Annotated in this window: 19 protein-coding genes and 1 pseudogene; 3 read left to right on the top strand and 17 right to left on the bottom strand. The window is 41.7% G+C overall.

Going from position 1 to position 20,833, the window contains the following annotated elements; translation table 11 throughout:
- The coding region (locus J500_RS12340; RefSeq protein WP_034699862.1) for an IS1595 family transposase at window positions 1-443 on the bottom strand (443 nt) is incomplete at its 3' end.
- A 113-nt stretch (window positions 444-556) separates the two neighbouring features.
- Between J500_RS12340 and J500_RS12335 the strand changes: the two genes are divergently transcribed.
- Complete coding sequence (locus J500_RS12335; RefSeq protein WP_227613735.1) at window positions 557-901, top strand: hypothetical protein; 345 nt, start codon at window positions 557-559, stop codon at window positions 899-901.
- Window positions 902-1,119: 218 nt separating this feature from the next.
- On the opposite strand, the gene J500_RS12330 is transcribed toward J500_RS12335, so the two are convergent.
- Window positions 1,120-1,383 carry a hypothetical protein gene (locus tag J500_RS12330; protein ID WP_004997911.1) on the bottom strand — a complete coding sequence of 88 codons (264 nt, stop codon included), beginning with the start codon at window positions 1,381-1,383 and terminating at the stop codon, window positions 1,120-1,122.
- Between the two features lie 67 nt (window positions 1,384-1,450).
- Window positions 1,451-2,665 (bottom strand): 4-hydroxybenzoate 3-monooxygenase, encoded by a 1,215-nt coding sequence (gene pobA / locus J500_RS12325; RefSeq protein ID WP_004997907.1) that lies wholly within the window; start codon window positions 2,663-2,665, stop codon window positions 1,451-1,453.
- Window positions 2,666-2,805: 140 nt separating this feature from the next.
- Between pobA and J500_RS12320 the strand changes: the two are divergent.
- A pseudogene (locus tag J500_RS12320) lies at window positions 2,806-3,619 on the top strand (IclR family transcriptional regulator domain-containing protein).
- 44 nt (window positions 3,620-3,663) lie between these two features.
- Here the strand turns inward: J500_RS12320 and J500_RS12315 are convergent.
- From J500_RS12315 to J500_RS12255, 13 genes are all read right to left on the bottom strand, one after another.
- Entirely contained in the window at window positions 3,664-6,093 is a 2,430-nt protein-coding gene (locus tag J500_RS12315; RefSeq protein ID WP_004997893.1) for a glucose/quinate/shikimate family membrane-bound PQQ-dependent dehydrogenase, read from the bottom strand.
- A gap of 180 nt (window positions 6,094-6,273) precedes the next feature.
- Window positions 6,274-7,593 (bottom strand): carbohydrate porin, encoded by a 1,320-nt coding sequence (locus tag J500_RS12310; protein WP_004997888.1) that lies wholly within the window; start codon window positions 7,591-7,593, stop codon window positions 6,274-6,276.
- Window positions 7,594-7,654: 61 nt separating this feature from the next.
- Window positions 7,655-9,115, bottom strand: a complete 1,461-nt coding sequence (locus J500_RS12305) for a NosD domain-containing protein (protein ID WP_004997882.1) — start codon at window positions 9,113-9,115, stop codon at window positions 7,655-7,657.
- Window positions 9,116-9,134: 19 nt separating this feature from the next.
- On the bottom strand, window positions 9,135-10,004 hold the full coding sequence (gene aroD, locus J500_RS12300; RefSeq protein ID WP_004997879.1) for a type I 3-dehydroquinate dehydratase: 870 nt from the start codon (window positions 10,002-10,004) through the stop codon (window positions 9,135-9,137).
- A 59-nt stretch (window positions 10,005-10,063) separates the two neighbouring features.
- Window positions 10,064-10,693, bottom strand: a complete 630-nt coding sequence (gene pcaG, locus J500_RS12295; RefSeq protein ID WP_004997878.1) for a protocatechuate 3,4-dioxygenase subunit alpha — start codon at window positions 10,691-10,693, stop codon at window positions 10,064-10,066.
- A 17-nt stretch (window positions 10,694-10,710) separates the two neighbouring features.
- Entirely contained in the window at window positions 10,711-11,436 is a 726-nt protein-coding gene (gene pcaH, locus J500_RS12290) for a protocatechuate 3,4-dioxygenase subunit beta (protein ID WP_004997877.1), read from the bottom strand.
- Between the two features lie 36 nt (window positions 11,437-11,472).
- Window positions 11,473-11,877, bottom strand: coding sequence for a 4-carboxymuconolactone decarboxylase (gene pcaC / locus J500_RS12285; protein WP_004997876.1), 405 nt, complete (start codon window positions 11,875-11,877; stop codon window positions 11,473-11,475).
- Between the two features lie 15 nt (window positions 11,878-11,892).
- Window positions 11,893-13,248, bottom strand: coding sequence for an MFS transporter (locus tag J500_RS12280; RefSeq protein WP_004997875.1), 1,356 nt, complete (start codon window positions 13,246-13,248; stop codon window positions 11,893-11,895).
- Window positions 13,249-13,288: 40 nt separating this feature from the next.
- On the bottom strand, window positions 13,289-14,089 hold the full coding sequence (gene pcaD / locus J500_RS12275; RefSeq protein WP_004997874.1) for a 3-oxoadipate enol-lactonase: 801 nt from the start codon (window positions 14,087-14,089) through the stop codon (window positions 13,289-13,291).
- Window positions 14,086-15,441 carry a 3-carboxy-cis,cis-muconate cycloisomerase gene (gene pcaB, locus J500_RS12270; RefSeq protein ID WP_034699856.1) on the bottom strand — a complete coding sequence of 452 codons (1,356 nt, stop codon included), beginning with the start codon at window positions 15,439-15,441 and terminating at the stop codon, window positions 14,086-14,088. The genes pcaD and pcaB overlap by 4 nt, the downstream gene beginning before the upstream one ends.
- An 11-nt stretch (window positions 15,442-15,452) precedes the next feature.
- The gene (pcaF, locus tag J500_RS12265; protein WP_004997865.1) at window positions 15,453-16,658 is read right to left on the bottom strand and encodes a 3-oxoadipyl-CoA thiolase; all 1,206 of its coding nucleotides are present in this window, start codon (window positions 16,656-16,658) and stop codon (window positions 15,453-15,455) included.
- Window positions 16,659-16,670: 12 nt separating this feature from the next.
- Complete coding sequence (catJ, locus tag J500_RS12260; protein WP_004997862.1) at window positions 16,671-17,324, bottom strand: 3-oxoadipate CoA-transferase subunit B CatJ; 654 nt, start codon at window positions 17,322-17,324, stop codon at window positions 16,671-16,673.
- Between the two features lie 10 nt (window positions 17,325-17,334).
- Window positions 17,335-18,021 carry a 3-oxoacid CoA-transferase subunit A gene (locus J500_RS12255; RefSeq protein WP_004997859.1) on the bottom strand — a complete coding sequence of 229 codons (687 nt, stop codon included), beginning with the start codon at window positions 18,019-18,021 and terminating at the stop codon, window positions 17,335-17,337.
- Between the two features lie 309 nt (window positions 18,022-18,330).
- On the opposite strand from J500_RS12255, the gene pcaU reads away from it, so the two are divergent.
- Entirely contained in the window at window positions 18,331-19,143 is an 813-nt protein-coding gene (gene pcaU, locus J500_RS12250; protein WP_026039993.1) for an IclR family transcriptional regulator PcaU, read from the top strand.
- Window positions 19,144-19,528: 385 nt separating this feature from the next.
- On the opposite strand, the gene J500_RS12245 is transcribed toward pcaU, so the two are convergent.
- The gene (locus J500_RS12245) at window positions 19,529-20,665 is read right to left on the bottom strand and encodes a YbfB/YjiJ family MFS transporter (RefSeq protein ID WP_240295758.1); all 1,137 of its coding nucleotides are present in this window, start codon (window positions 20,663-20,665) and stop codon (window positions 19,529-19,531) included.
- Between the last annotated feature and the right edge of the window lie 168 nt (window positions 20,666-20,833).

Raw genomic sequence — 20,833 nt, 5'->3', positions numbered from 1 at the left:
TAATGTCTAAAACCTGCTATGTCCAAAGCATTATAACTATGCCAGTGATCTGTATAAACAATACTGTCAGGAGTTATTTTCTCTGAAATTACAGGCATTAAGGTGCTTGATTTCGTATCGGGGATAATAACCGTATAGACCTTTCCATTTCGTTTAAGCAAACCAAACACAATCACTTTTCCAGCAGCACCTCTTCCCCGTTTTCCCTTGCGTGTGCCACCGAAATAACTTTCATCCAGTTCAATTTCACCATCAAACACTTCGAGGGCTTCCAGCCCTAAATGATAGGCGATTATCTTACGAGTTTTGGTATAAAAGAGAGCAGCAGAATTAGGGTGAATCCCTAGTAAATCCGCTGCTGATCTGGCTGTCACTTCAAGCACAAAAAACTCGAGTAGTTTAAGTTGTATTTTCTTGCTGAGTTTACAATTGGTTAGCTTCATTTTCATAGATTAAAACAACGCTAATCTAGTACAGCCCCTTAATTAATAAAATTCAAGACTTCGATAAAAACATTCATCAACTAACAGAAGTCTATGAAGAATCACAATTCATCATGGATGAAATTGTTTTAGCTACTACATACTCAGAAATTGATCTTCGAGTTTGCCAAAACCTTAAAGATTATTTGAATGGTGTTGTTCAGAACAAATTAAACCATTGCCAACAGCTCATCACTAAAAAACAGAAACAGCCACAGGATAATTCAGTTGTTCAAACCTTTGAACATAAAATAGCCAAAGTATTAGTAAACACGGCAGAATCAACTGCTAAGCAAGGTCTTCAACCCCCAATTTATAATATGCGGGAAACGATTGACCAAATCTGCATCATGTACCCAGACATAGAGGTCATAGCCACGCAGACTTGCGTAGGCTTGACTAATACGCAAGTCGAGTAGCGATCTGATTTCTGCATAACTTATATTATGTTCACTAGGATACTCAGTAACGTGATGTATAATCGTAGATCATCACGTTACTGAGCTGTGGCAACAAACAGTGTTGTGTAGGCCACAGTCTTGGATATTCTATTTAACATAATCTTCATTATACGAAGTTGCATATTTTAAGTAATTGTTTTTAATGATTATTTTTATGATTCACAACCATTAACAGCTTAATTTATTTCCTCTATACCTATAAGATCAATTTCCGAAATCGAATATAAATTATCGTCAACAACAATACTGCATGACATTTCCATTTTAGTGTTAAATGATATATCTATGTGTTCAACGACACCTTTAATAATTGAGATTTTTAAATGTTCTGGATAATCAATTGGTATCTCTAGGCTATTTAAAAGTCGTTCAAATGCCAGGTCTCTAAACGTAACTTTATGATTCAAGAGTTCAAATGGTACTGTATTAAAATTTTTCATCATTAACTCCATATATAAAAATAAACAATGAGAAAGTATGTTGAATACTTTCCCATATCATATTGATTTAACTTGCTTGTTTAAAATCACCAAAAGCTTTAATTTCATATGGCAAACCCACATAATTTTCAGCCAGTGTTGTTTGCCCAGCAATTGAACTTAAAATATAGCTGAGTTCTGCCTGTTTTATTTTATGGTCAAATTCACTTTCATTTTCAAAGCGATGCAACAAATGTGTCATCCACCATGAAAAACGCTCTGCTTTCCATACACGTTTCAGACATTTTTCAGAATATTCAAGAATGCCTTGGTCAGAACCCTTCTGATAATATTCAATCAGTGCGCTGGATAAATATGCGATATCTGAAGCAGCCAAATTTAAACCTTTGGCACCAGTTGGCGGCACAATATGGGCAGCGTCACCCGCCAAAAATAACTGACCAAAGCGCATTGGTTCAGTCACAAAGCTTCTTAATGGCGCAATACTTTTTTCAATTGATGGCCCAGTAATCAAATGTTTACGGCTTTCAGGATCAAGGCGATTTTTTAATTCATCCCAAAACTGTTCATCTGACCAATTTTCTACATTATCTGTCAATGGAACTTGTAAATAATAGCGACTTCGAGTTTCTGAGCGCATACTACACAAAGCAAATCCACGTTCAGATTGTACATAGATTAATTCATCTGCAACTGGTGGTACGTCTGCCAAAACTCCTAACCAACCAAATGGATAAACTTTTTCAAATGTTTTAATTTGATCTTGTGGAATACTGGCGCGACATACACCATGATAGCCATCACAACCTGCAATAAAATCACATTCAATTTGATAACTTTTTCCTTGAGACTCAAAGATAACTTTAGGTTTTTCATAAAAATCAAAAATCTGTACATGATTTGATTCATAAAATGATGTTAAACCTGCTTGCTCACGCGCTTGCATCAGGTCTTTAGTCACTTCCGTTTGACCGTAAACTGTGACTTGTTTACCATTGGTTAATGCTGATAAATCAACACGATGCTTTTTTCCATCGGTTAAAATTTCTATGCCAGAATGGGCTAAACCTTTTTGATTTAGATTTTGATCAACCTCAGCCTGTTTCAATAAATCGACTGAAACTTGTTCCAAAATACCAGCACGAATCCGCGATGCAACATATTCAGCACTACGTTGTTCAATGATGATGTGATCAATTCCAGCTTTATAAAGTAATTGACCGAGTAATAATCCTGCTGGGCCTGAACCAATAATAGCCACATTAGTCTTCATGATTTCCATAACTTCATCCTTGCGATTTCCTTTCATTAAATTACGTGCTTATATGTCTAAGCTCTATATTTCAAATGAACTAGAATCCGTATACCATGACAACTGTCCGCTATACGGACAAAACCAAGCTGTAGACTAGGAATTTTGTTATGGAAAGACAAAGTGAATTAGTTCATCACCCGCATTCAAATGAACAAATTAGAACTGAAGATTACATTGCAGGTTTAGCCAAAGGTTTGGCATTACTTGAAGCTTTTGGAATCGATCGTCAACGCTTAAATGTAACTCAAGTTGCAGAACGCACAGGTATTAGCCGAACCGCAGCGCGACGTTATCTTAAAACCTTAAAGTTTTTGGGCTATCTGGAAACCGATGAGCATTATTTTTGGCTCACTCATCGTGTACTGCGTTTTTCTAGTTCATATTTAAGTTCTGCGCATCTTCCGAAAGTAGCTCAATCATTTTTAAACTTATTGTGCGCACAAACTACCCTCACCTTTTCTATTGTGGTGCTATGATCATGAAGTCGTTCCGATCGCGCGTAGTTATTTACCGCAGCAGGATAATTTACGTGTTAGTCCTTATGGGATGCATTTAGGCAATCGTTTACCTGCACATGCAACCTCTACAGGTAAAGTTTTATTGTCGACTTTAACTCTCGATGATCAGATTCAATGGATTCGACGCTATGGTTTGAAACGTTTAACCCCTTATACGATGATTGATGAATCTGTTTTTTTAAAAACACTCAAGCAGATTTCACTTTCAGATTATTGTTTATCTAAGGAAGAACATGAATTGGGGGTGATTGCCATTGCTGTTCCCGTTTTGAATGCTCAAGCCAAAGCGATTGCTGCGCTGAATTGTATGTCACAAACCAATCGGATACAGGAAAGTTATTTGATCGATCAGGTATTACCTTTACTTAGAAATACCGCAAATGAGTTGAGAAATATTGTTTAATCAAAAAAGGGACTCTGAAGAATCCCTTTTTTATAAATTATTACTTATTTGTCTAAGGCATAGGCTACTACGTAGTCACCATGATCAGGAGACTGACGCGCACCACCCGCAGAAATTACAACGTATTGTTTTCCTGTTTTAGGTGAAACATAGCTCATTGGTGTGCCTTGGCTACCGACTGGTAATCGGGCTTTCCAGAGCTCTTTACCATTTGACGAATCAAAGGCACGTAAATAATAATCTTGCGTTGCGGCAAAGAAAACTAGTCCACCCTGTGTCGCCATTGGACCACCAATGGTTGGCATACCAATCGGCGCTTTCAAGCCCATTTTAATCCCCATTGGCCCAGTATCCTGAATTGTGCCCAAAGGTACTTGCCACGCTACTTGACGTGTTTTCATGTCAATTGCAGTCATGGTACCAAATGGCGGTTTTTGGCATGGAATCCCCAAAGCCGACATAAAGCGGTTTTTGTTGACTTTATACGGTGTCCCCGCCATAGGCACAGCACCCATACCCGTGTTGACTTTTTCACCACCACTTGCCTGAATTTTGACATCTTCAGGTGTCTGTTTGATCAGTTGGATCCACAGACCTAAACGCATGTCATTGACAAACATATAACGATGCGATGGATCAAATGCAATTGAACCCCAGTTCATACCACCAAGCGAACCTGGAAAACTTAATGAAATATCAGTACCCGGTGCAGTATATAGACCATCGTAACGCATTGATTTAAAGCTAATACGACACATCAACTGATCAAATGGTGTAGCACCCCACATGTCTGATTCAGTTAGAGTCTGATTACCAATCTGTGGCATTTCAACTGAACGTGGTTGCACTTTGCTGTATTGCTCACCTGGAATATCCGCTACTTTAACTTGCTGATTTTCAACTTTGGTCAGCGGTTGACCGGTAACACGATCAAGTACATAGAATTGACCAGACTTGGTCCCAATAACCACAGCAGGCTTGGTTGTACCATTTTTCATTGGGAAATCAACCAGACTTGGCTGCATTGGCAAGTCAAAATCCCAAAGATCATTGTGAACTGTCTGATAGACCCACTTCTCTTTACCCGTCGATGCATCAAGCGCTAAAACAGAAGTGTTGTACTTATGATCTGGTGCAGTACGATTGCCCCCCCAAACGTCTACAGATGAGCTTCCCATTGGTAAGAACACCGTATTCATTTGTGGATCATACGACATCGCAGCCCAAGAGTTTGCGGAGCTACGTTTATAAGTTTCACCTGGTTTTAATACATAGTTTGGATCTGGGTTACGTGCATCAAATGCCCAACGTAATTGCCCTGTAATGACATCATACGCACGAACAACACCACCTGGCATATCTGCGGCAACGTTATCGGCAATACGGCTACCAATAACCAAAACAGAACCCGCAACGGTCGGCGCAGAGGTGACTTCAAAACGAGGGGCTTTCGTGCCATCCCCTAAACCTTGTAGCAAATCGACTGTGCCATTAACACCGAAGTCTTTACAACGTTCCCCCGTATCTGCATTGACTGCAATTAAACGACCATCAGGCGTATTGGTATATACACGACGTGGACATTCGGTATTTGCTGTTACAGTTGCAACAGGCGTGGCGCCTGCCAATGTCGGTTGTAGCAATGGTTGGGTCGAATCAAAATAAGCGACACCACGGCAACGCTCCCAAGCATCCGCTTTGGAATTCACTTCAGCTTTCCAGAGTTGCTTACCTGTATCGGCATCAAGTGCAAAAATATTATTATGTGGTGTACACAAGAATACTTTATCGCCCACTTGAAGCGGTGTCGATTGATCTTCAGCACCATTTCCCGTACCCGTAGTAAAGTCACCGGTGCGAAAGCGCCAAACTTCTTTCAATTTGGACACATTATTTCGGTTGATCTGATCTAAGGCTGCAAAACGGCTGCCCCCTGCATCATTACCATAATGATCCCAATTGACCTGCTTTTTAGCTGGATCAACAGGAACAAGTGGTAACTCTTCGCCAGATGCTTTCACTGTTGGATGTGGAATAAACATACCGTATAAACCACCGATCATGCCTAAAACCGTCAAACCACCAATAATATAAGCAGGTGCAGAAAGTGAAGTTTGATACTGATATTTACGAATAGAAGGTAAAGTCAGTAATAAAGCAGCAAATAGACCTGCTGGGAACATTAAACGCGAATGTAATGGCCAGAATTCCCATCCCGCATCAATCAACGCCCAAATCACAGTTCCAACAAAGACCAGCGCAAATAACCAAACGCCCAGTGCTTTTTTCTTAAAGATAAAAAATGCTGATGCGGTAGTGAATAAACCCGCGATCAGGAAGTACCATGAACCACCGAGGCTAATCAGTTTGCCACCGCCGATGATATAGAATAAGCCCGTAATGAATAAAGCTAGCCCAAGTATGAAACACCATATTTTCAATATGATGTGAGATTTTGCTTGAGGGTCAGACATACATCTTTCTCCACTTATCATAACAATGAAAGTCTGCGAACAACCTCAGATCGTCACTGTTATGTATAAACACATTCAGCTAAAGTGGTTTTTGCCACTTTAGCTGTTCGAATAATGCTTAAATCCAACAATATCATGCTTATATTTTAATCAATATTTTTTATTAAAATCTCGATATTGTTAGAAATTTAAACGCATAGTTAAACCTGCAACCCACGCATCATCGACCTCTTTGACACCCGCAGGTTGATGGATATATTGGATATTTGGGCGTAGCATTACGGCTGGCGACCATTGGTAGGTATAATTTAGTTCAACATTGAGTTCGTCACGTTGAATTGGAATATAGTTGGTTGCAAATGCATCATATTCATAATAGCCGCGACTTTCGTTAGTTGCGATTTGACGATCACGGGCACGATCATTCACCAAATAGTTGGCTAAACCAAAACCAATCGAATCATTTGGACGGCTATCGAAAACACCTTTGTACCAAACAGCAATTTGCTGGGTACTTTGTACCGTTGTTGTCGCTTTATCGTTGAGCACACCATTAAAGCTCAAAAATAAGCCACGTTTTGGATCATTTTCACGCTGAGTTAACTGCTGTTGTGTATTAATCCAGAAGCTGTGCTTGCCACTATGCTCCTTACCTGCTGTACCCACATCATTGGCATCTGCGGTTGAGTACAAAGCGCCTATTTTGTATTCGCCTGGCAAACCGTTAAATGCACTAAGTTTAGGTTTCCATGCTAATTCCACTGGAATGGTTGCACCTTTGACATTATTCATATCAAGATTAAAACCATCGCTATTTGATTTGGTTTTGACATTATCAGGATTGACCTCATATACACCCAGACCCAACGTCCATTCAGGTGCAAATTGGTATTTTACATTTGCGCCCCAAAGTCCCACTGGCCAGTTATACCAGATCGAACCAATCGATTTTCCAAGCTGCCCACCACAAAGTAAAAGATTTTGAAATTCGCATTGTGAGCTGTTGAAATCATCTGACATACCCATACGACCAATTTTGACCTGAACGGTATTGTCATCAAAACCTTTTTTGATCCATGCCTGAGTTAAGCGCCAGATTTTTCCGCGTCCGTAAATTTCCTGACTATTCCCTAAGGCGCTTGAACGTGGATCTTTAATGCGCTCAAGTGTTAAGGCATTCCCGTCACGTTTGGTAATCATGATCGCCGCAGTCGTATCTTCCCAACCCGCAATTTTATTTAAATCAAAATTTGCACCTAAAGTAAGCTGCCCTGCATTTTCAAGGGTATTACTATCGTTATAGCCACCATCAAGATTGGTCGCAGCCTGACTCATAATCGACGCTGTAAATTTATAACCTTTGTTTTCGAGTTGCTGACGCTCACCGCCCCAATCCCCCAATAACCATTGGCGATCTTGTGACCAAAACTCATTCGCCAGTACAATCTGACTGCTTAATACTGCTGTTGAAATCAAACCCAATTTAAAAAAATGATGCATATTCTTTCCTTTCTAATCTGGGTGTCTTCAAAGCGAAGACACCGCTTTATCCTTAATTTTGTTATTTAAGCTGAACCGCAGGACTTAATTCAGATGTTGCACCCAAATGATCCGTGACATTGGCTGTAATAGAAGGCATTACCATTTTTGGTGTCCAGTTTGCTTTTGCAACACCTTGCGCATTTGTCATCATCACCATTGAACCCAAATATTGCTCAGCCTCAGATGAAGAAGCATTGCGATTTCCAAAAAATTCAACGTGATAACGCTGGTTTGGTGTTCCTTTAACTTCAATGCTTAACTGTTTTTTATTGAGCGTAAGTTTAGGTGCCTGAATGCCCTGATTTGGAATAGCATTGCAGTTTTGTTGATTCGGCTGCGTACAGGTTTTTTGAAGTTTTGCGGGTTCAATGACCACACCGCCACCACGCGAACCGACAAAGCCTTCGTGTTCAAGTGCAGGAACGCCAAATACGATCGCACCAAGACGCTGATTGGGAACACAGGAACCACCTGCTTCACAACGTTTAATGTCTTTGCCGTTGTCCCAAATCTGGTTTTTGGTCAAAGTCGTACGTGCATTGGCATCTTTTTCAGAACGGATCGCGATACCGATACGATTACCATGTACTTTGTTGCTGTCAAAGATATTGCCATCACCTGTCAGATTGAATCCTAATGAGTTATTGGTCAACTCGTTATACGCAATGTAGTTACGTTTGCCCCAGTTAATTTGCAAACCATCGGAATAGTTTTCAAATTTGTTTCCTACAACGGCATTGTCGTTACCCCAAAGGATTTCAATCCCTTGTGATGGCTCAGGATTGGCTTTGGTGGAAGTAAACAGGTTATTGGCAATCAGGTTAAATGCTGCACCACGTGTGAGTTCTAATCCATCACCATTGTCGATAAATTGATTGTCTAGCACTTTATTATTGTTGGTCGTGGTTGAAGTTGGATTGCCCTTTCCGTCATCTCCCGTGATCATGACACCCGCTCCGCCATAGTTATTGCTAATGCGGTTATGCTGAATCAGGTTGTTACTTGAACGGTTTACCAAAACCCCAATACAGAAGCGGTGAACATCCAGACCTTTAAGAGTTACCCCATTCACGTCTTGTAGAACCAGACCGGGTAAAGTCATGGTGCGAACATTGGTACCATACTGTTCAGGGTTCGCACCAGGGCAAGCTTTAGCACCTTCACCTTTAATGTAGTTTGAACCATCAATGGCAATAAACTCACCTGTTTTATCCCACTCTGTCCCTATAATTTTTACAGAGGACTTGATCGGTGGTAATGGTTGATTAACTTTAATCACATAAGGCGCTTTACCCACTGCTTGAATCAGGATCTGATTTTCCTGAGCTGAGTTAGCATTGGATTGTTCAATCGCCCAGCGCAAAGAACCTTTTTCATTGTCATCCTGATAACGATCAACGACATAAGTTTCTGCCGCTGCAAAACCAGAAGTTACCAAACCCAATGCCAAAGCTGACAAGCGTAAAGAAGTTAATTTCATGACATGTTCCCTGTCTTATTTAAGGTGTAGGTTGAACCGTTTTAAGGAATTGTTTGAGTTGAGTGACATCAATTTGTCCCGGTGCTGAAGCCTCTCCAATCATGCCGAAGCTTAAACTACCGCCCATATTGGCAGTTGCAATACGGGAAATCGTGCCTAAACGCCCCATCGACATGGTCAAAAGCGGCTTTTTACTTTGCTCACTGACTTTCAAGGTGGCATTCATCAAGGTAAATACGTCTTGCTTGGATTTTGGCATTACCGCAATTTTTAAAATATCAGCACCCATTTGATCCTGTTTTAATAGGCGACTTACGATTTCTTGCTCACTTGGTGTTTTGTCAAAGTCGTGGTTTGACATCACAACCAGTACTTTTTTCTGGTATGCAAGCTTGGTCAATTTGGCAACCGCTGCTGGATCACGGAACATCTCAATATCCAGCAATTGCATGAATGGTTTTTTCAGATATTCACTATAGATCTTTTCATAGTCTTGATCCGTTACTTGTAACTTTCCGCCTTCATTCGCAGTACGGATGGTAGCAAGTAATGGTTTATCTTTTAAAATCTGGTTCAGTTCTTGACCTAAAGCAATCACTTGTTTGCTATCGCTTGCAAATTCAAGCAAGTCAATACGAAATTCTGCAATATCTGCATCTTTATTGGCTGCAATCACTTTAGCTTGTGCGATTGCCTGCTCTTTAGTTTTTGCAGTAATCGGCACAATAGTTTTGACTGGTAATTCACCAATATTAAGATTTTTTACAATATAGGATGCATGTGCAGGCGCTCTCGTTGCTTCTACAGCATGAGCTGATGCAAAAGGCAAAGACATAAATAATGCACCACTGATGCAAAGTTGTTTAACGAGTTTATTGGTATTAAACATTTACGTTTCCTTGTAAACCAAGAGAACTGTACGCCAAAGACGTACAGTTGATTCCATCATTAAATATCAAAAAAGACAGTTTCATCTTCACCCTGAATTCGGATGTCAAAACGGTATACGATTTCACCATCATGCTCTTCACGTTTAGCAATCAGCGTTTGACGACGAGTCGCCCATTCAATGCTGTTTAATACAGGATCTTTGGCATTGGCTTCTGCTTCATCATCAAAATAAACACGCGTGTTTAGACCGATGTTAATACCGCGTGCAAAAATAATCAGAGCAATATGCGGTGCTTGAGTGGAGCCTTTACGACCCGGAACAGCGCCCGGCTTAATGGTATTAAAACTCCAAAAGCCTGTATTAAAATCAGCGCCAGTACGCCCCCAACCCAAAAAGTTTGGATCGACTTGTTTGTCTTGAGAATCAGCCTGACTTGGATACACGCCGTTGGCATCTGCTTGCCAGATTTCAATTAAAACATCGCGTAGTGGTAAACCTAGACCATCAAATGCCTGACCTTCCAAACGGATACGTTCACCTTGTGTATTTTCCTGCACAAGATTGTTATCCAGATTGTGTTCAAACACTTCGATATTGGCTTGTTTAGGTAAAAGACCAATATGTACGTATGGACCACCTGTTTGAGATGGGGTTTCTTTGAGTTCCTGAAAATTCCAACCATTCATGTTATTTACTCCATCCATTAAGTTAAGTCATTTTCGAAGTAAGTCGCACGACGACCACGCAGCGTGATGTCAAAGCGGTAACAACGGCTATCAGCTTCGATAAAATTGCTCTTGTCTTCCAAAGCGATCAATGCACGACGTTGTTGTTCTGAAGGAATGGTTTTCAGGATTGGACAAGAATCAATTAACGTATCGCCTTCAAAATAGAACTGTGAAATCAGACGCTGCGCCCAACCATCTGCAATTAATGAGAAGTGAATATGCGCAGGACGCCATTCATTGATACGGTTACGCCACGGATATGGACCCGGTTTAATCGTGCGGAAGACGTAGTAACCATTACTGTCAGTCAACATACGACCACAGCCACCAAAGTTAGGGTCCATCGCACCAATGTATTGATCATTTGGGTGACGATAACGACCAGAAGCATTGGCTTGCCAGACTTCTACAAGTGCATTTTTTACAGGACGACCAAACTGGTCACGTACATAACCATGAACAATGACGCGTTCACCAATTGGCAAACCATCTTTGGCATAGTTCAAAATCAAATCGTTGTCTTTAGAGCCAAATTTGTCAGCACTAAAATGAGGTGCAGTGACTTCTGTCAATGTTTCCGCAATTGAAATGAGCGCATTCTTAGGCGAGCGTAATACACTGGTTTTATAGCCGGGTGTATATGCTGGCGGATGGTCATCTGTATTACGCTGAGCGTAAGCTCCCCAAATAATTTGAGACATGATATCTCTCCTTTAAAAAGTAAAATCCTTGAACCGTTACTGTTGACCGTCTTGGTCTGAGCCAATCTCTAGCTCTACAAAAACTTCTTCTGCCATATGCATGGCGGCATTTGCTGCGGGTAAGCCCGCATAAAGTGATGAATGAAGAAATAATTCCTTAAGTTCATCTTTAGTTACGCCGTTGTTGAAACAAGCGCGAATATGCATACGCAGCTCTGCTTCACGTCCTAGCGCAAGCAAAATACCCATCGTAACCAGACTGCGTGTATGACGTGGTAGACCTGGACGAGACCAGACCTCGCCCCATGCATAACGACTGATAAAATTTTGAAAATCTGAATTGAAGTCATTCAGGTTCTCAAGTGAACGGTTGACGTGCTTTTCACCTAGAACTTCAGTGCGGACTTCAAGTCCTTGTTTATAACGTTGTTCATCATTCATTAGAGAAACCTCAGATCAAGTTGCATCCGTATGTGCAACAACAGATTTAACAAAGATTGCGACAGCGGCAGCGGCAGCAGGAATAAACAACATGCTCAGGATCATGGTAAATGACCAGTTATTACCTAACAAAACCGCACCAATCCATGCACCAAATACTGCACCAAAACGCCCAATACCAGACATCCAAGCGACACCTGTCGCACGACATTGAGTTGGGTAGAAACGAGCGCTGAGTACAGGCATAGAAGATTGCGCGCCATTGACCGCAATACCAGCACACAGAATAAAGACAGCAAGTAAAGTCGGATTAGATAAACTTTGACCTACAATTAGGGCAAAAATACCAGCAGCTAAATAAAAGCCAGCAATGATACGGTTTGGATTGAAACGATCCATTGCCCAGCCAATGAACAGTGCACTGAGTACACCACCAAATTGGAATAAACCACCGATAAATGCTGCGCGTTCAAGCGATGCACCCGTTTCACGCATGAGTGTTGGCAACCAACTGGTCAACAGGTAAATAACAACTAAACCCATGAAGTAAGTCAGCCAAAGTAAAACAGTACCTTTGACATATTTTGGTGAAAACAGCATGCCAAACACGCCTTTTTTATCACCGTCATTGGCTTTTTCTTCAGGTACATGAAATTCAGTGACGCCTTGTACTTGCTGTGGCGCAATGCGCGTCAAAATCTGACGAACTTTTTCGTTATTGCCGCCTTTTACAATTAAGAAGCGATAAGATTCAGGCAGACAGAAAATCACCAAAAGCATCAAAATAAGTGGAGCCCAGCCACCTAATAAAAATAGGCTATGCCAACCATGGGCTGGAATCAGCCAGCTACTAATGAAACCACCCATTGCCATGCCCAAGTTATAACCACAAAACATGCAGGTCACTAAAAGTGAACGCACGCGCGCTGGGCAATACTCAGAAAATAATGTGGTGGCATTTGGCATAGCTGCACCAAGCCCGATGCCTGTCAAAAAGCGGAAAATCACCAAACTATCCAGATTGGTTGAATAAGCACAAGCCAGCGTAAAACCACCAAAAATCAGCATGGAAACAGACAAGACGATTTTTCGACCAAAACGGTCAGCGGTTGGACCAGAAACCAACGCACCAATAATCATCCCGCCCAATGCAGCACTCATCACAGGGCCAAGTTGAGAGCGATCAACACCCCAATCCTGAGCCAATGCAGGTGCAATAAAACCCATTGCAGCAGTATCAATACCATCAACAAAAACAATGAGAAAACAAACAATGGCGATCAACCACTGATACTTACTTAAAGGAGCATCATTGATCAGTGCCTGTGCATCTAAACTCGTTTTTGAAGTAGCGTAATCCTGAGACGCCATATTTGCCTCCTAAGGCCTAAAGTCCTTTTAAATATCTAAACTACTGAATAGACTCAATAAACTGACTGAAGACTTGAGTAAAGGCTTCAGGTTGTTCAATATTGGAAAGATGAGAAGCTTCAATGATATAAAGCTGACTTTCTTTGATGTGCTGTTGCATAAATTCACCATCTGCAACTGTAGTTACAGGGTCAGCAGCTCCTGCAATAATCAAAGTTGGAATTGCAATCGATGCAAGTTGTTCACGTACATCCGCCGTTGCCAAAGCACGACAGGCGTTGGCATAACCTTGAGCTGGTGTATTGGCCAGACTCTGAATGGTTTGTTGTGCCAAATCATTATTTTGATAATCAAATTTATCGCTAAACCAACGTGTATGGGTGGATGCGACCAAATCAGCCAAGCCATTCGCCTCAACGGTATCAGCTCGTGCATTCCAGCCTTCCTCTGTCCAGATTTTGGCTGCTGAGTTGGCAACAGTAATGCTATAAAAACGTGTCGGCTGATAAATACCTAACCAGAGTGCTGTCATACCGCCCATTGAAATCCCACAAAAATGTGCTTTTTCAATGTTGAGTGCATCCAAAATATCGATGACATCTTCACCCAGATTTTGTAGTGTTGTATTTTCAATGACATCACTTTGACCATGACCACGGGTGTCATAAGTTACAACTCGATACTGGCTTTTTAATGCAGCAACTTGCGGTTGCCACATCCCATGATCTGTACCCAATGAGTTTGAAAATACGATTGCAGGCGCATTTTCAGGCCCATTGATCTGGACAGATAATGTTTTGCCTTGACGATTGGTCATCATGATGCTGTTGTGTACGCTCACTTTGCCACTCCTTTTGCTTCCTGCAATACTGCGTCAATCTGGTCTTGAATATTGCCGAGATATGACTCAGGTTTAAAAATTTCATCAAGTTGTGAGGCATTAAAATATTGCTTCACGTCTTCAATGTTTGAAATTACATCTTTTAAATGTGTATGTTCTGCAACCGATTTTTTGCATGCAGCTTCCACCATATGATGCGCATTAAGACGCCCCATATGCGGTGCCAATGCCATCATCACCGCTTCTGCCATAATCAGCCCATGGGTACACTCGATATTACGTTGCATGTTATCTACATGGACTTCCATGCCTTGCAGTACATCCAAAGTGCGCTCTAATGCACCTGCGGTGAGTTGAAAAATTTCAGGTAAACACAACCATTCTGCATGCCAACCGCCTAAACTGCGCTCATGCTCTTGCACCATACTTTGATAAATGCTCGACATCAGTGCTGGAACACGATTGGCCGCCGCCAACACAGATGCTGCTGCAACTGGATTACGCTTATGTGGCATTGTTGATGAACCACCGCGACCTTTGGCTGTTGGCTCAAAAACTTCTGCAATCTCAGTCTGCATCATGAGCGACCAGTCACGCGCCATTTTGCCTAGGTTACCTGTGATCATGCCAAGTACACTTGCAATCTCGACGATACGATCTCGTTCACCATGCCAAGTACAAGCGGCTGCATTTAGCTGTAATTGCTGTGCATAAGCATTCACAACCACTGAGCCTTGATTCTGCAATGAAGCCAATGAACCAACGGCACCACCTAGTTGTGCGGTTAAAACGCGATCTTTCATGGCATCCATACGATCCAGATCACGTTTAAAAGCTGAAGCCCAACGTGCCAGTTTATGACCTAAAGTAATCGGTAAAGCCTGTTGCAACCATGTGCGACCCATCATCACTTGATAACGATAAGTTTGTGCTTGAGACAAAGCGGTGTCATAACACTGCTGAACTTGATTTTGTACAATGGTCAGTGCATCGCGACATTGCAAAATACAGGCTGTATCTAAAATATCCTGACTGGTTGCACCCCAATGCACATAACGCGCAGCATCTTCGTCCGCTTGTTTGACGATGGCAGTCAACTGTGTTACAAAAGGAATTGCAATATTCCCAGCCAAACCTGTTGCGGTTGCCAAAGTATCAAAGTCAATTTTTTCCAATGCTGTTTTTGCAACTCGTTCAATCACAGCAGCAGCAGATTGAGGAATTACCCCAACCTGTGCCTGTGCTTGCGCCAGTGCAACTTCAGCTTCAACCATATATGACACTAAAGCATGGTCACTGAAAATTTCAGTCACCTCTTTTTGGTAAAACAAGCTGGCATATAACTGGCTCATGATGACTTTCCTTAAACCCGCTCAATAATCAAGGCAATACCCTGACCCACACCGATACACATAGAACATAGCGCATACTTACCACCCGTTTGTTCAAGCTGATTCAGTGCTGTCGTGACCAGACGTGCGCCAGATGCACCGAGTGGATGACCCAATGCAATCGCACCACCATTTGGATTAACTCGTGCATCGTCGTCTTGTAGACCTAAATCACGGGTACAGGCTAAAGCTTGCGCTGCAAAGGCTTCATTCAGCTCAATCACATCCATCTGATCCAAGCTCATGTTGGCTTGCTTCAATAGTTTTTTAATCGCTGGTGCTGGTGCAAACCCCATAATGCGGGGTTCTACGCCCACTGTGGTCGCAGCAATGATTTTGGCACGTGGTGTTAAGTTGTATTGTGAAATGGCTTCATCTGATGCAATCAGTAATGCCGCTGCACCATCGTTAATGCCAGATGCATTACCCGCAGTCACTGTACCGTCTGCTTTAACCACGCCTTTAAGTTTGGCTAAAGCTTCTAAAGTGGTCGATGCACGTGGATGTTCATCGGTATCAATGATGATCGGATCGCCTTTGCGCTGCGGGATCGTGACAGGCACGATTTCTTTGGCAAAGTAACCTTTGGCTTGTGCTGCCGCAGTACGTTGCTGACTGGTATAAGCAAACTGGTCTTGATCTTCACGGTTGATGTTGAACTGTTCTGCCACGTTTTCAGCCGTTTGTGGCATGGTGTCTACACCATACATGGCTTTGAGCTTTGGATTGATAAAACGCCAGCCCATGGTGGTGTCTTCAATCTTTTGGCTACGACCAAATGCGCCTTCTGCTTTGCCCATCACATACGGTGCGCGACTCATGCTTTCGACACCACCTGTAATGATCAGATGGGCTTCACCTGCTTTAATCGCACGGGCAGCCATCGCAATCGCATCCAGTGATGATCCACATAAACGATTCACTGTGGTTGCAGGAACTTCAACGGGTAAACCTGCAAGCAGTGCGGACATTCGTCCTACGTTGCGGTTGTCTTCGCCTGCCTGATTGGCACAGCCGTAGATCACGTCATCGACTTGTTGCCAGTTCACGCTTGGGTTGCGTTGCATCAATGCAGTAATTGGCACTGCACCCAAGTCATCAGCGCGAACTGGTGCTAAACCACCTGCATAACGACCAAATGGAGTACGGATTGCATCAACAATGTATGCATTTTTCATATTTAGTTATCCTTATCCCTGTGTCGCGTCAATCAGCGTTGCACCCGTTAAGCTCTGTAATTCTTCAAAGCTTAAACCGTCCACTTTCTCAGTCACTTTCAGACCTTCTGGTGTCACATCAATAATGCATAAATCGGTGTAGATGCGATCCACACATTTTTGCCCTGTAGCAGGGTAAGTCAGTTCAGCAACGATTTTCTGTTCGCCTTTTTTAGTCACGTGATCTGTGGTCACAAAGACTTTTTTTGCACCAACGGCCAAGTCCATGGCCCCACCCACCGATGGAATTGCATCATGTGCACCGGTATGCCAGTTGGCAAGGTCGCCATTGGCGGCAATCTGGAAAGCACCTAATACACAAATATCGAGATGTCCGCCACGCATCATCGCGAATGAATCACCATGATGGAAAAAACATCCGCCTTTGAGCATAGTCACGTATTCTTTACCGGCATTGATCAGTTCTGGATCTTCTTCACCTTTTGCGGGTGGTGGGCCAAAAGCCAGTAAACCATTTTCTGAATGGAGGAATACATCTTTGTCTGCAGGCAGATAACTGGCAATTTTGGTCGGCAAGCCAATGCCTAAATTGACGTATGAACCTTCTGGAATATCCTGTGCCACACGCTGTGCAATCTGGTCACGGCTTAGTTTTTGATAACTCATGTCGTTCTCCTTATGCTGAAACAGGTACTGGTGCAGGTTGTACCTGTACCACGTGTTGTACAAAGATGCCTGGGGTCACGACCACTTCTGGATCAAGCTCACCGAGTTTAACCACTTCACTGACTTGGGCAATGGTTACATCGGCTGCCATCGCCATAATTGGGCCAAAGTTTCGTGCAGATTTGCGATAGACCAGATTGCCCCAGCGGTCGCCTTTATGCGCTTTAATCAGGGCGAAGTCAGCTTTGATGGGATTTTCTAAAACGTAGTCTTTGCTGTCATATTGAAGGGTCGGTTTACCCTCAGCCAACAATGTACCAAAACCTGTCGGGGTGTAGATTGGGCCAAGTCCCATGCCTGCGGCTTGCATACGGCAAGCCAGATTGCCCTGCGGTACGATTTCCAATTCGATTTTGCCCGCACGATACAGTTCATCAAATACGTAAGAGTCGGCCTGACGTGGGAATGAACAGATGATTTTTTTGACTGCGCCAGTTTTGAGTAGCTTGGCAAGACCGTAGTCGCCATTGCCTGCATTGTTGCTGACGATGGTGAGGTCTTTGCGTCCAAGTTCGATTAAACCATCAATCAGTTCAGCGGGTTGACCTGCTGTACCAAAGCCGCCAATTAAAATGGTGGCACCGTCTTTAATCTGGGAGAGCGCTTCCGCGAGGGTCGCTGCACTTTTATCTATCATTTAGATAACTCCATTGTGCATCAAGCAAAATTAGAAAGGTGGAAAACTAGGACATGGCTAAGGAAGAACATTTCATGCAAGTTCAAATACTATTCCTTAGTCATTCGGTAGGATTCCCTTGTCTGATCATTTTTTATAATTTTTTGTTTGAGTTCCAGACCAGTTTAGTAGGTTTTGTTCGGTGATTAAATCATTTGTTCGACTATCGAACAAAACCTGATTTATCTGGTCGGCTTTAGCGTTATAGTATGCAAATCAATATGACGAATGTATCAAATGCTAGGAATGTCAGTAGATATGGATAAAAAAATAGAGAAAGAAGAAAAAATTCTTCACAATTCAAGTAACAAAAAAACGATTCGTCATGAAGATTTTGTTGCTGGAATTGGTAAAGGCATGGCGATTTTAGACAGTTTTGGTACGGATCGCCACCGATTAAATATTACCATGGCAGCTGAAAAAACAGGGATGACTCGGGCAGCTGCACGACGCCATTTACTTACTTTAGAGTATCTCGGTTATCTTGAATCCGATGGGCATTACTTTTACTTGACGCCTAAAATATTAAAATTTTCAGGCTCTTATCTTGGTGGTGCACATCTTCCCAAGATTTCTCAGCCTTTACTTAACTTATTGACAACACAAACTTCTCTCATCTATTCGGTCATGGTACTTGATGGCTACGAGGCGATTACCATTGCCAGAAGTGCTGCACACCAACAAACAGATCGGGTAAATCCCTATGGTCTACATTTGGGAAATCGCTTGCCTGCACATGCAACCTCAGCAGGAAAAATTCTTTTAGCCTATCTAGATGATCATGAACAACAGGAATGGTTATCACAACATCCACTACAACGCCTAACCAAATATACGCATACCAATAATCAGGATTTTTTAAAACTTTTATGTGAAATTAAAGAACAAGGCTGGTGTTATTCCTGTGAAGAACATGAGCTGGGCGTACATGCCTTAGCTGTACCTATTTATGGACAACAGTCACGTGTAGTCGCTGCGCTTAATATTGTTTCTCCCACGATGCGAACCACTAAAGAATACTTAGTCCAGCATATTTTGCCTTTATTACAGGAAACAGCCAGAGAGTTGCGTAATATTTTATAATTCAAATTTTAAACTTATCGTTCGATCATCGAACTCTTATATTTTTCTAGAAAATATTGCGGCTATGGTTTCGATTAGAAAAAATACACAAATGTTCTGAATTGATTAACTTCTGCTTGAGTATGGATCGGTCTATAATATTTAAGCGATGAAATACATTTAGATAGTTTATGTGAATCTTCATTTAATACTGGCACTCTAGGCTAAACGAAGATTCATTATTTACATATCTTATATGCGTATTTTTATTGCATAAAATGTTCGAGATGATTGCTAAAATGACGTTGAGGGGCAAAAAAATCATCCCATGCTGTTAAAGCGATAAGAAAGATCATCGCAATGACTAATATTACAATGATACGTAAAGTTCCTAGAAAATAATGCATTAACCTTCCCCCTTCAGTTGACTCGAATTTAGTTTTTGAATCATGTAAAAACATACACTACACACGAAGCCAAGGCTCATCATCATCGCGCCAAGAAAAAACAAATGTGGGTAAATGACACCACTTGTATGTAAAAAACTGATCAACAAACCACCTACAAGCTGTGCCGTTGCAAATGCTGCGGTTGCAATACTCCATGCGGATTGGTGATTTTGAGTACCTAATATGCTCAATAAAGCACTTGAACTAAGAGAAACCACAGCAGGATTTAATAAACCTGTTAAAAAAGAAGAAAGCGCTAAGCTATAAAAATGGTGGAAATAAACTGGAATAAAAATGGCGAGACTATAAAGTAAATAACAACGCCATAAAGCACCCGAAATCTGCCAATGTTTACTGCAATAAAAAGCAAATACTGCTCCTAACATCGAGCCTATTCCATAAAATGCCCATTGCTGATTGGAAAATTGAACACTTTGATGTAACTCACTTTTAATAAAATCGATCCAAAACAAACTATGTGGAATATAGGCAATTGCACTTAAAGCGTAAGCAGCAATGATTAGCCCAGCCATTTGAACGTATTTGGGTGCTAAAGAAATGCCTGACTGGTATATCTGATGAGTCTGTAACGTCTTTTGTTGCCCTTGTAAACCAATAAAAATGACAAAACTAAAGATCAAGCTTAGAACACCCAGAAATAACCATCCTAATCCAACATTGATTTTGGCAGCATAAGGCACAATAAATGTTGAAATCACTACCCCCGCTCCTATCCCACTAAATGCCACCATACTGAGCCGCTGTCGTATTTCAGGCTCTACCCATCTTAGTGCGTAGCTTGGCGCAAGCACCATTAAAGTTGCACCTGCAATTCCTGAAAATAATCGAAAAACAATATATAAAAACTCAGGTAAACCATGAATTGCACAAAGTAAAAGGCTTACAGATCCTACAAATGCACTGATACTAATTAATTTTTTATCTTGGATATAATGCGAGACAGGATGCGCCAATAATGCCCCGATGAGATAGCCCAATAAATTTGCACTACTTAAATAACTGGCAAATGATGCAGTAAACCATTTTTGTTCAACTAAAAGTGGCATCAAGGAGGTATATGAAAATCTAAACAACCCAATCCCTAGGCACGTTGACAGAAATGCCACCCAAAACAATCTGGATGTATTTTGCATAGACCAATCTCTGTTTAAGTTAAATAGATTAAAGTCGATTATTTATATCTGGTAAAATGATTTATAGTGATAGCCAGTATCTTATTTTGAGATAGTATTTTTGCGATA

Origin of the sequence: Acinetobacter sp. 479375 (assembly GCF_000581715.1) — a bacterium.
Lineage (GTDB): Bacteria > Pseudomonadota > Gammaproteobacteria > Pseudomonadales > Moraxellaceae > Acinetobacter > Acinetobacter ursingii.
This window is presented reverse-complemented; position numbering and strand designations above follow the sequence as displayed.

What these genes read in the sequence shown, in the direction of transcription:
- J500_RS12335 (WP_227613735.1), top strand. Translation starts at nt 557, where the DNA reads ATGGATGAAATTGTTTTAGCTACTACATACTCAGAAATTGATCTTCGA.
- J500_RS12330 (WP_004997911.1), bottom strand. Translation starts at nt 1,383, where the DNA reads ATGAAAAATTTTAATACAGTACCATTTGAACTCTTGAATCATAAAGTT.
- pobA (WP_004997907.1), bottom strand. Translation starts at nt 2,665, where the DNA reads ATGGAAATCATGAAGACTAATGTGGCTATTATTGGTTCAGGCCCAGCA.
- J500_RS12315 (WP_004997893.1), bottom strand. Translation starts at nt 6,093, where the DNA reads ATGTCTGACCCTCAAGCAAAATCTCACATCATATTGAAAATATGGTGT.
- J500_RS12310 (WP_004997888.1), bottom strand. Translation starts at nt 7,593, where the DNA reads ATGCATCATTTTTTTAAATTGGGTTTGATTTCAACAGCAGTATTAAGC.
- J500_RS12305 (WP_004997882.1), bottom strand. Translation starts at nt 9,115, where the DNA reads ATGAAATTAACTTCTTTACGCTTGTCAGCTTTGGCATTGGGTTTGGTA.
- aroD (WP_004997879.1), bottom strand. Translation starts at nt 10,004, where the DNA reads ATGTTTAATACCAATAAACTCGTTAAACAACTTTGCATCAGTGGTGCA.
- pcaG (WP_004997878.1), bottom strand. Translation starts at nt 10,693, where the DNA reads ATGAATGGTTGGAATTTTCAGGAACTCAAAGAAACCCCATCTCAAACA.
- pcaH (WP_004997877.1), bottom strand. Translation starts at nt 11,436, where the DNA reads ATGTCTCAAATTATTTGGGGAGCTTACGCTCAGCGTAATACAGATGAC.
- pcaC (WP_004997876.1), bottom strand. Translation starts at nt 11,877, where the DNA reads ATGAATGATGAACAACGTTATAAACAAGGACTTGAAGTCCGCACTGAA.
- J500_RS12280 (WP_004997875.1), bottom strand. Translation starts at nt 13,248, where the DNA reads ATGGCGTCTCAGGATTACGCTACTTCAAAAACGAGTTTAGATGCACAG.
- pcaB (WP_034699856.1), bottom strand. Translation starts at nt 15,441, where the DNA reads ATGAGCCAGTTATATGCCAGCTTGTTTTACCAAAAAGAGGTGACTGAA.
- pcaF (WP_004997865.1), bottom strand. Translation starts at nt 16,658, where the DNA reads ATGAAAAATGCATACATTGTTGATGCAATCCGTACTCCATTTGGTCGT.
- catJ (WP_004997862.1), bottom strand. Translation starts at nt 17,324, where the DNA reads ATGAGTTATCAAAAACTAAGCCGTGACCAGATTGCACAGCGTGTGGCA.
- J500_RS12255 (WP_004997859.1), bottom strand. Translation starts at nt 18,021, where the DNA reads ATGATAGATAAAAGTGCAGCGACCCTCGCGGAAGCGCTCTCCCAGATT.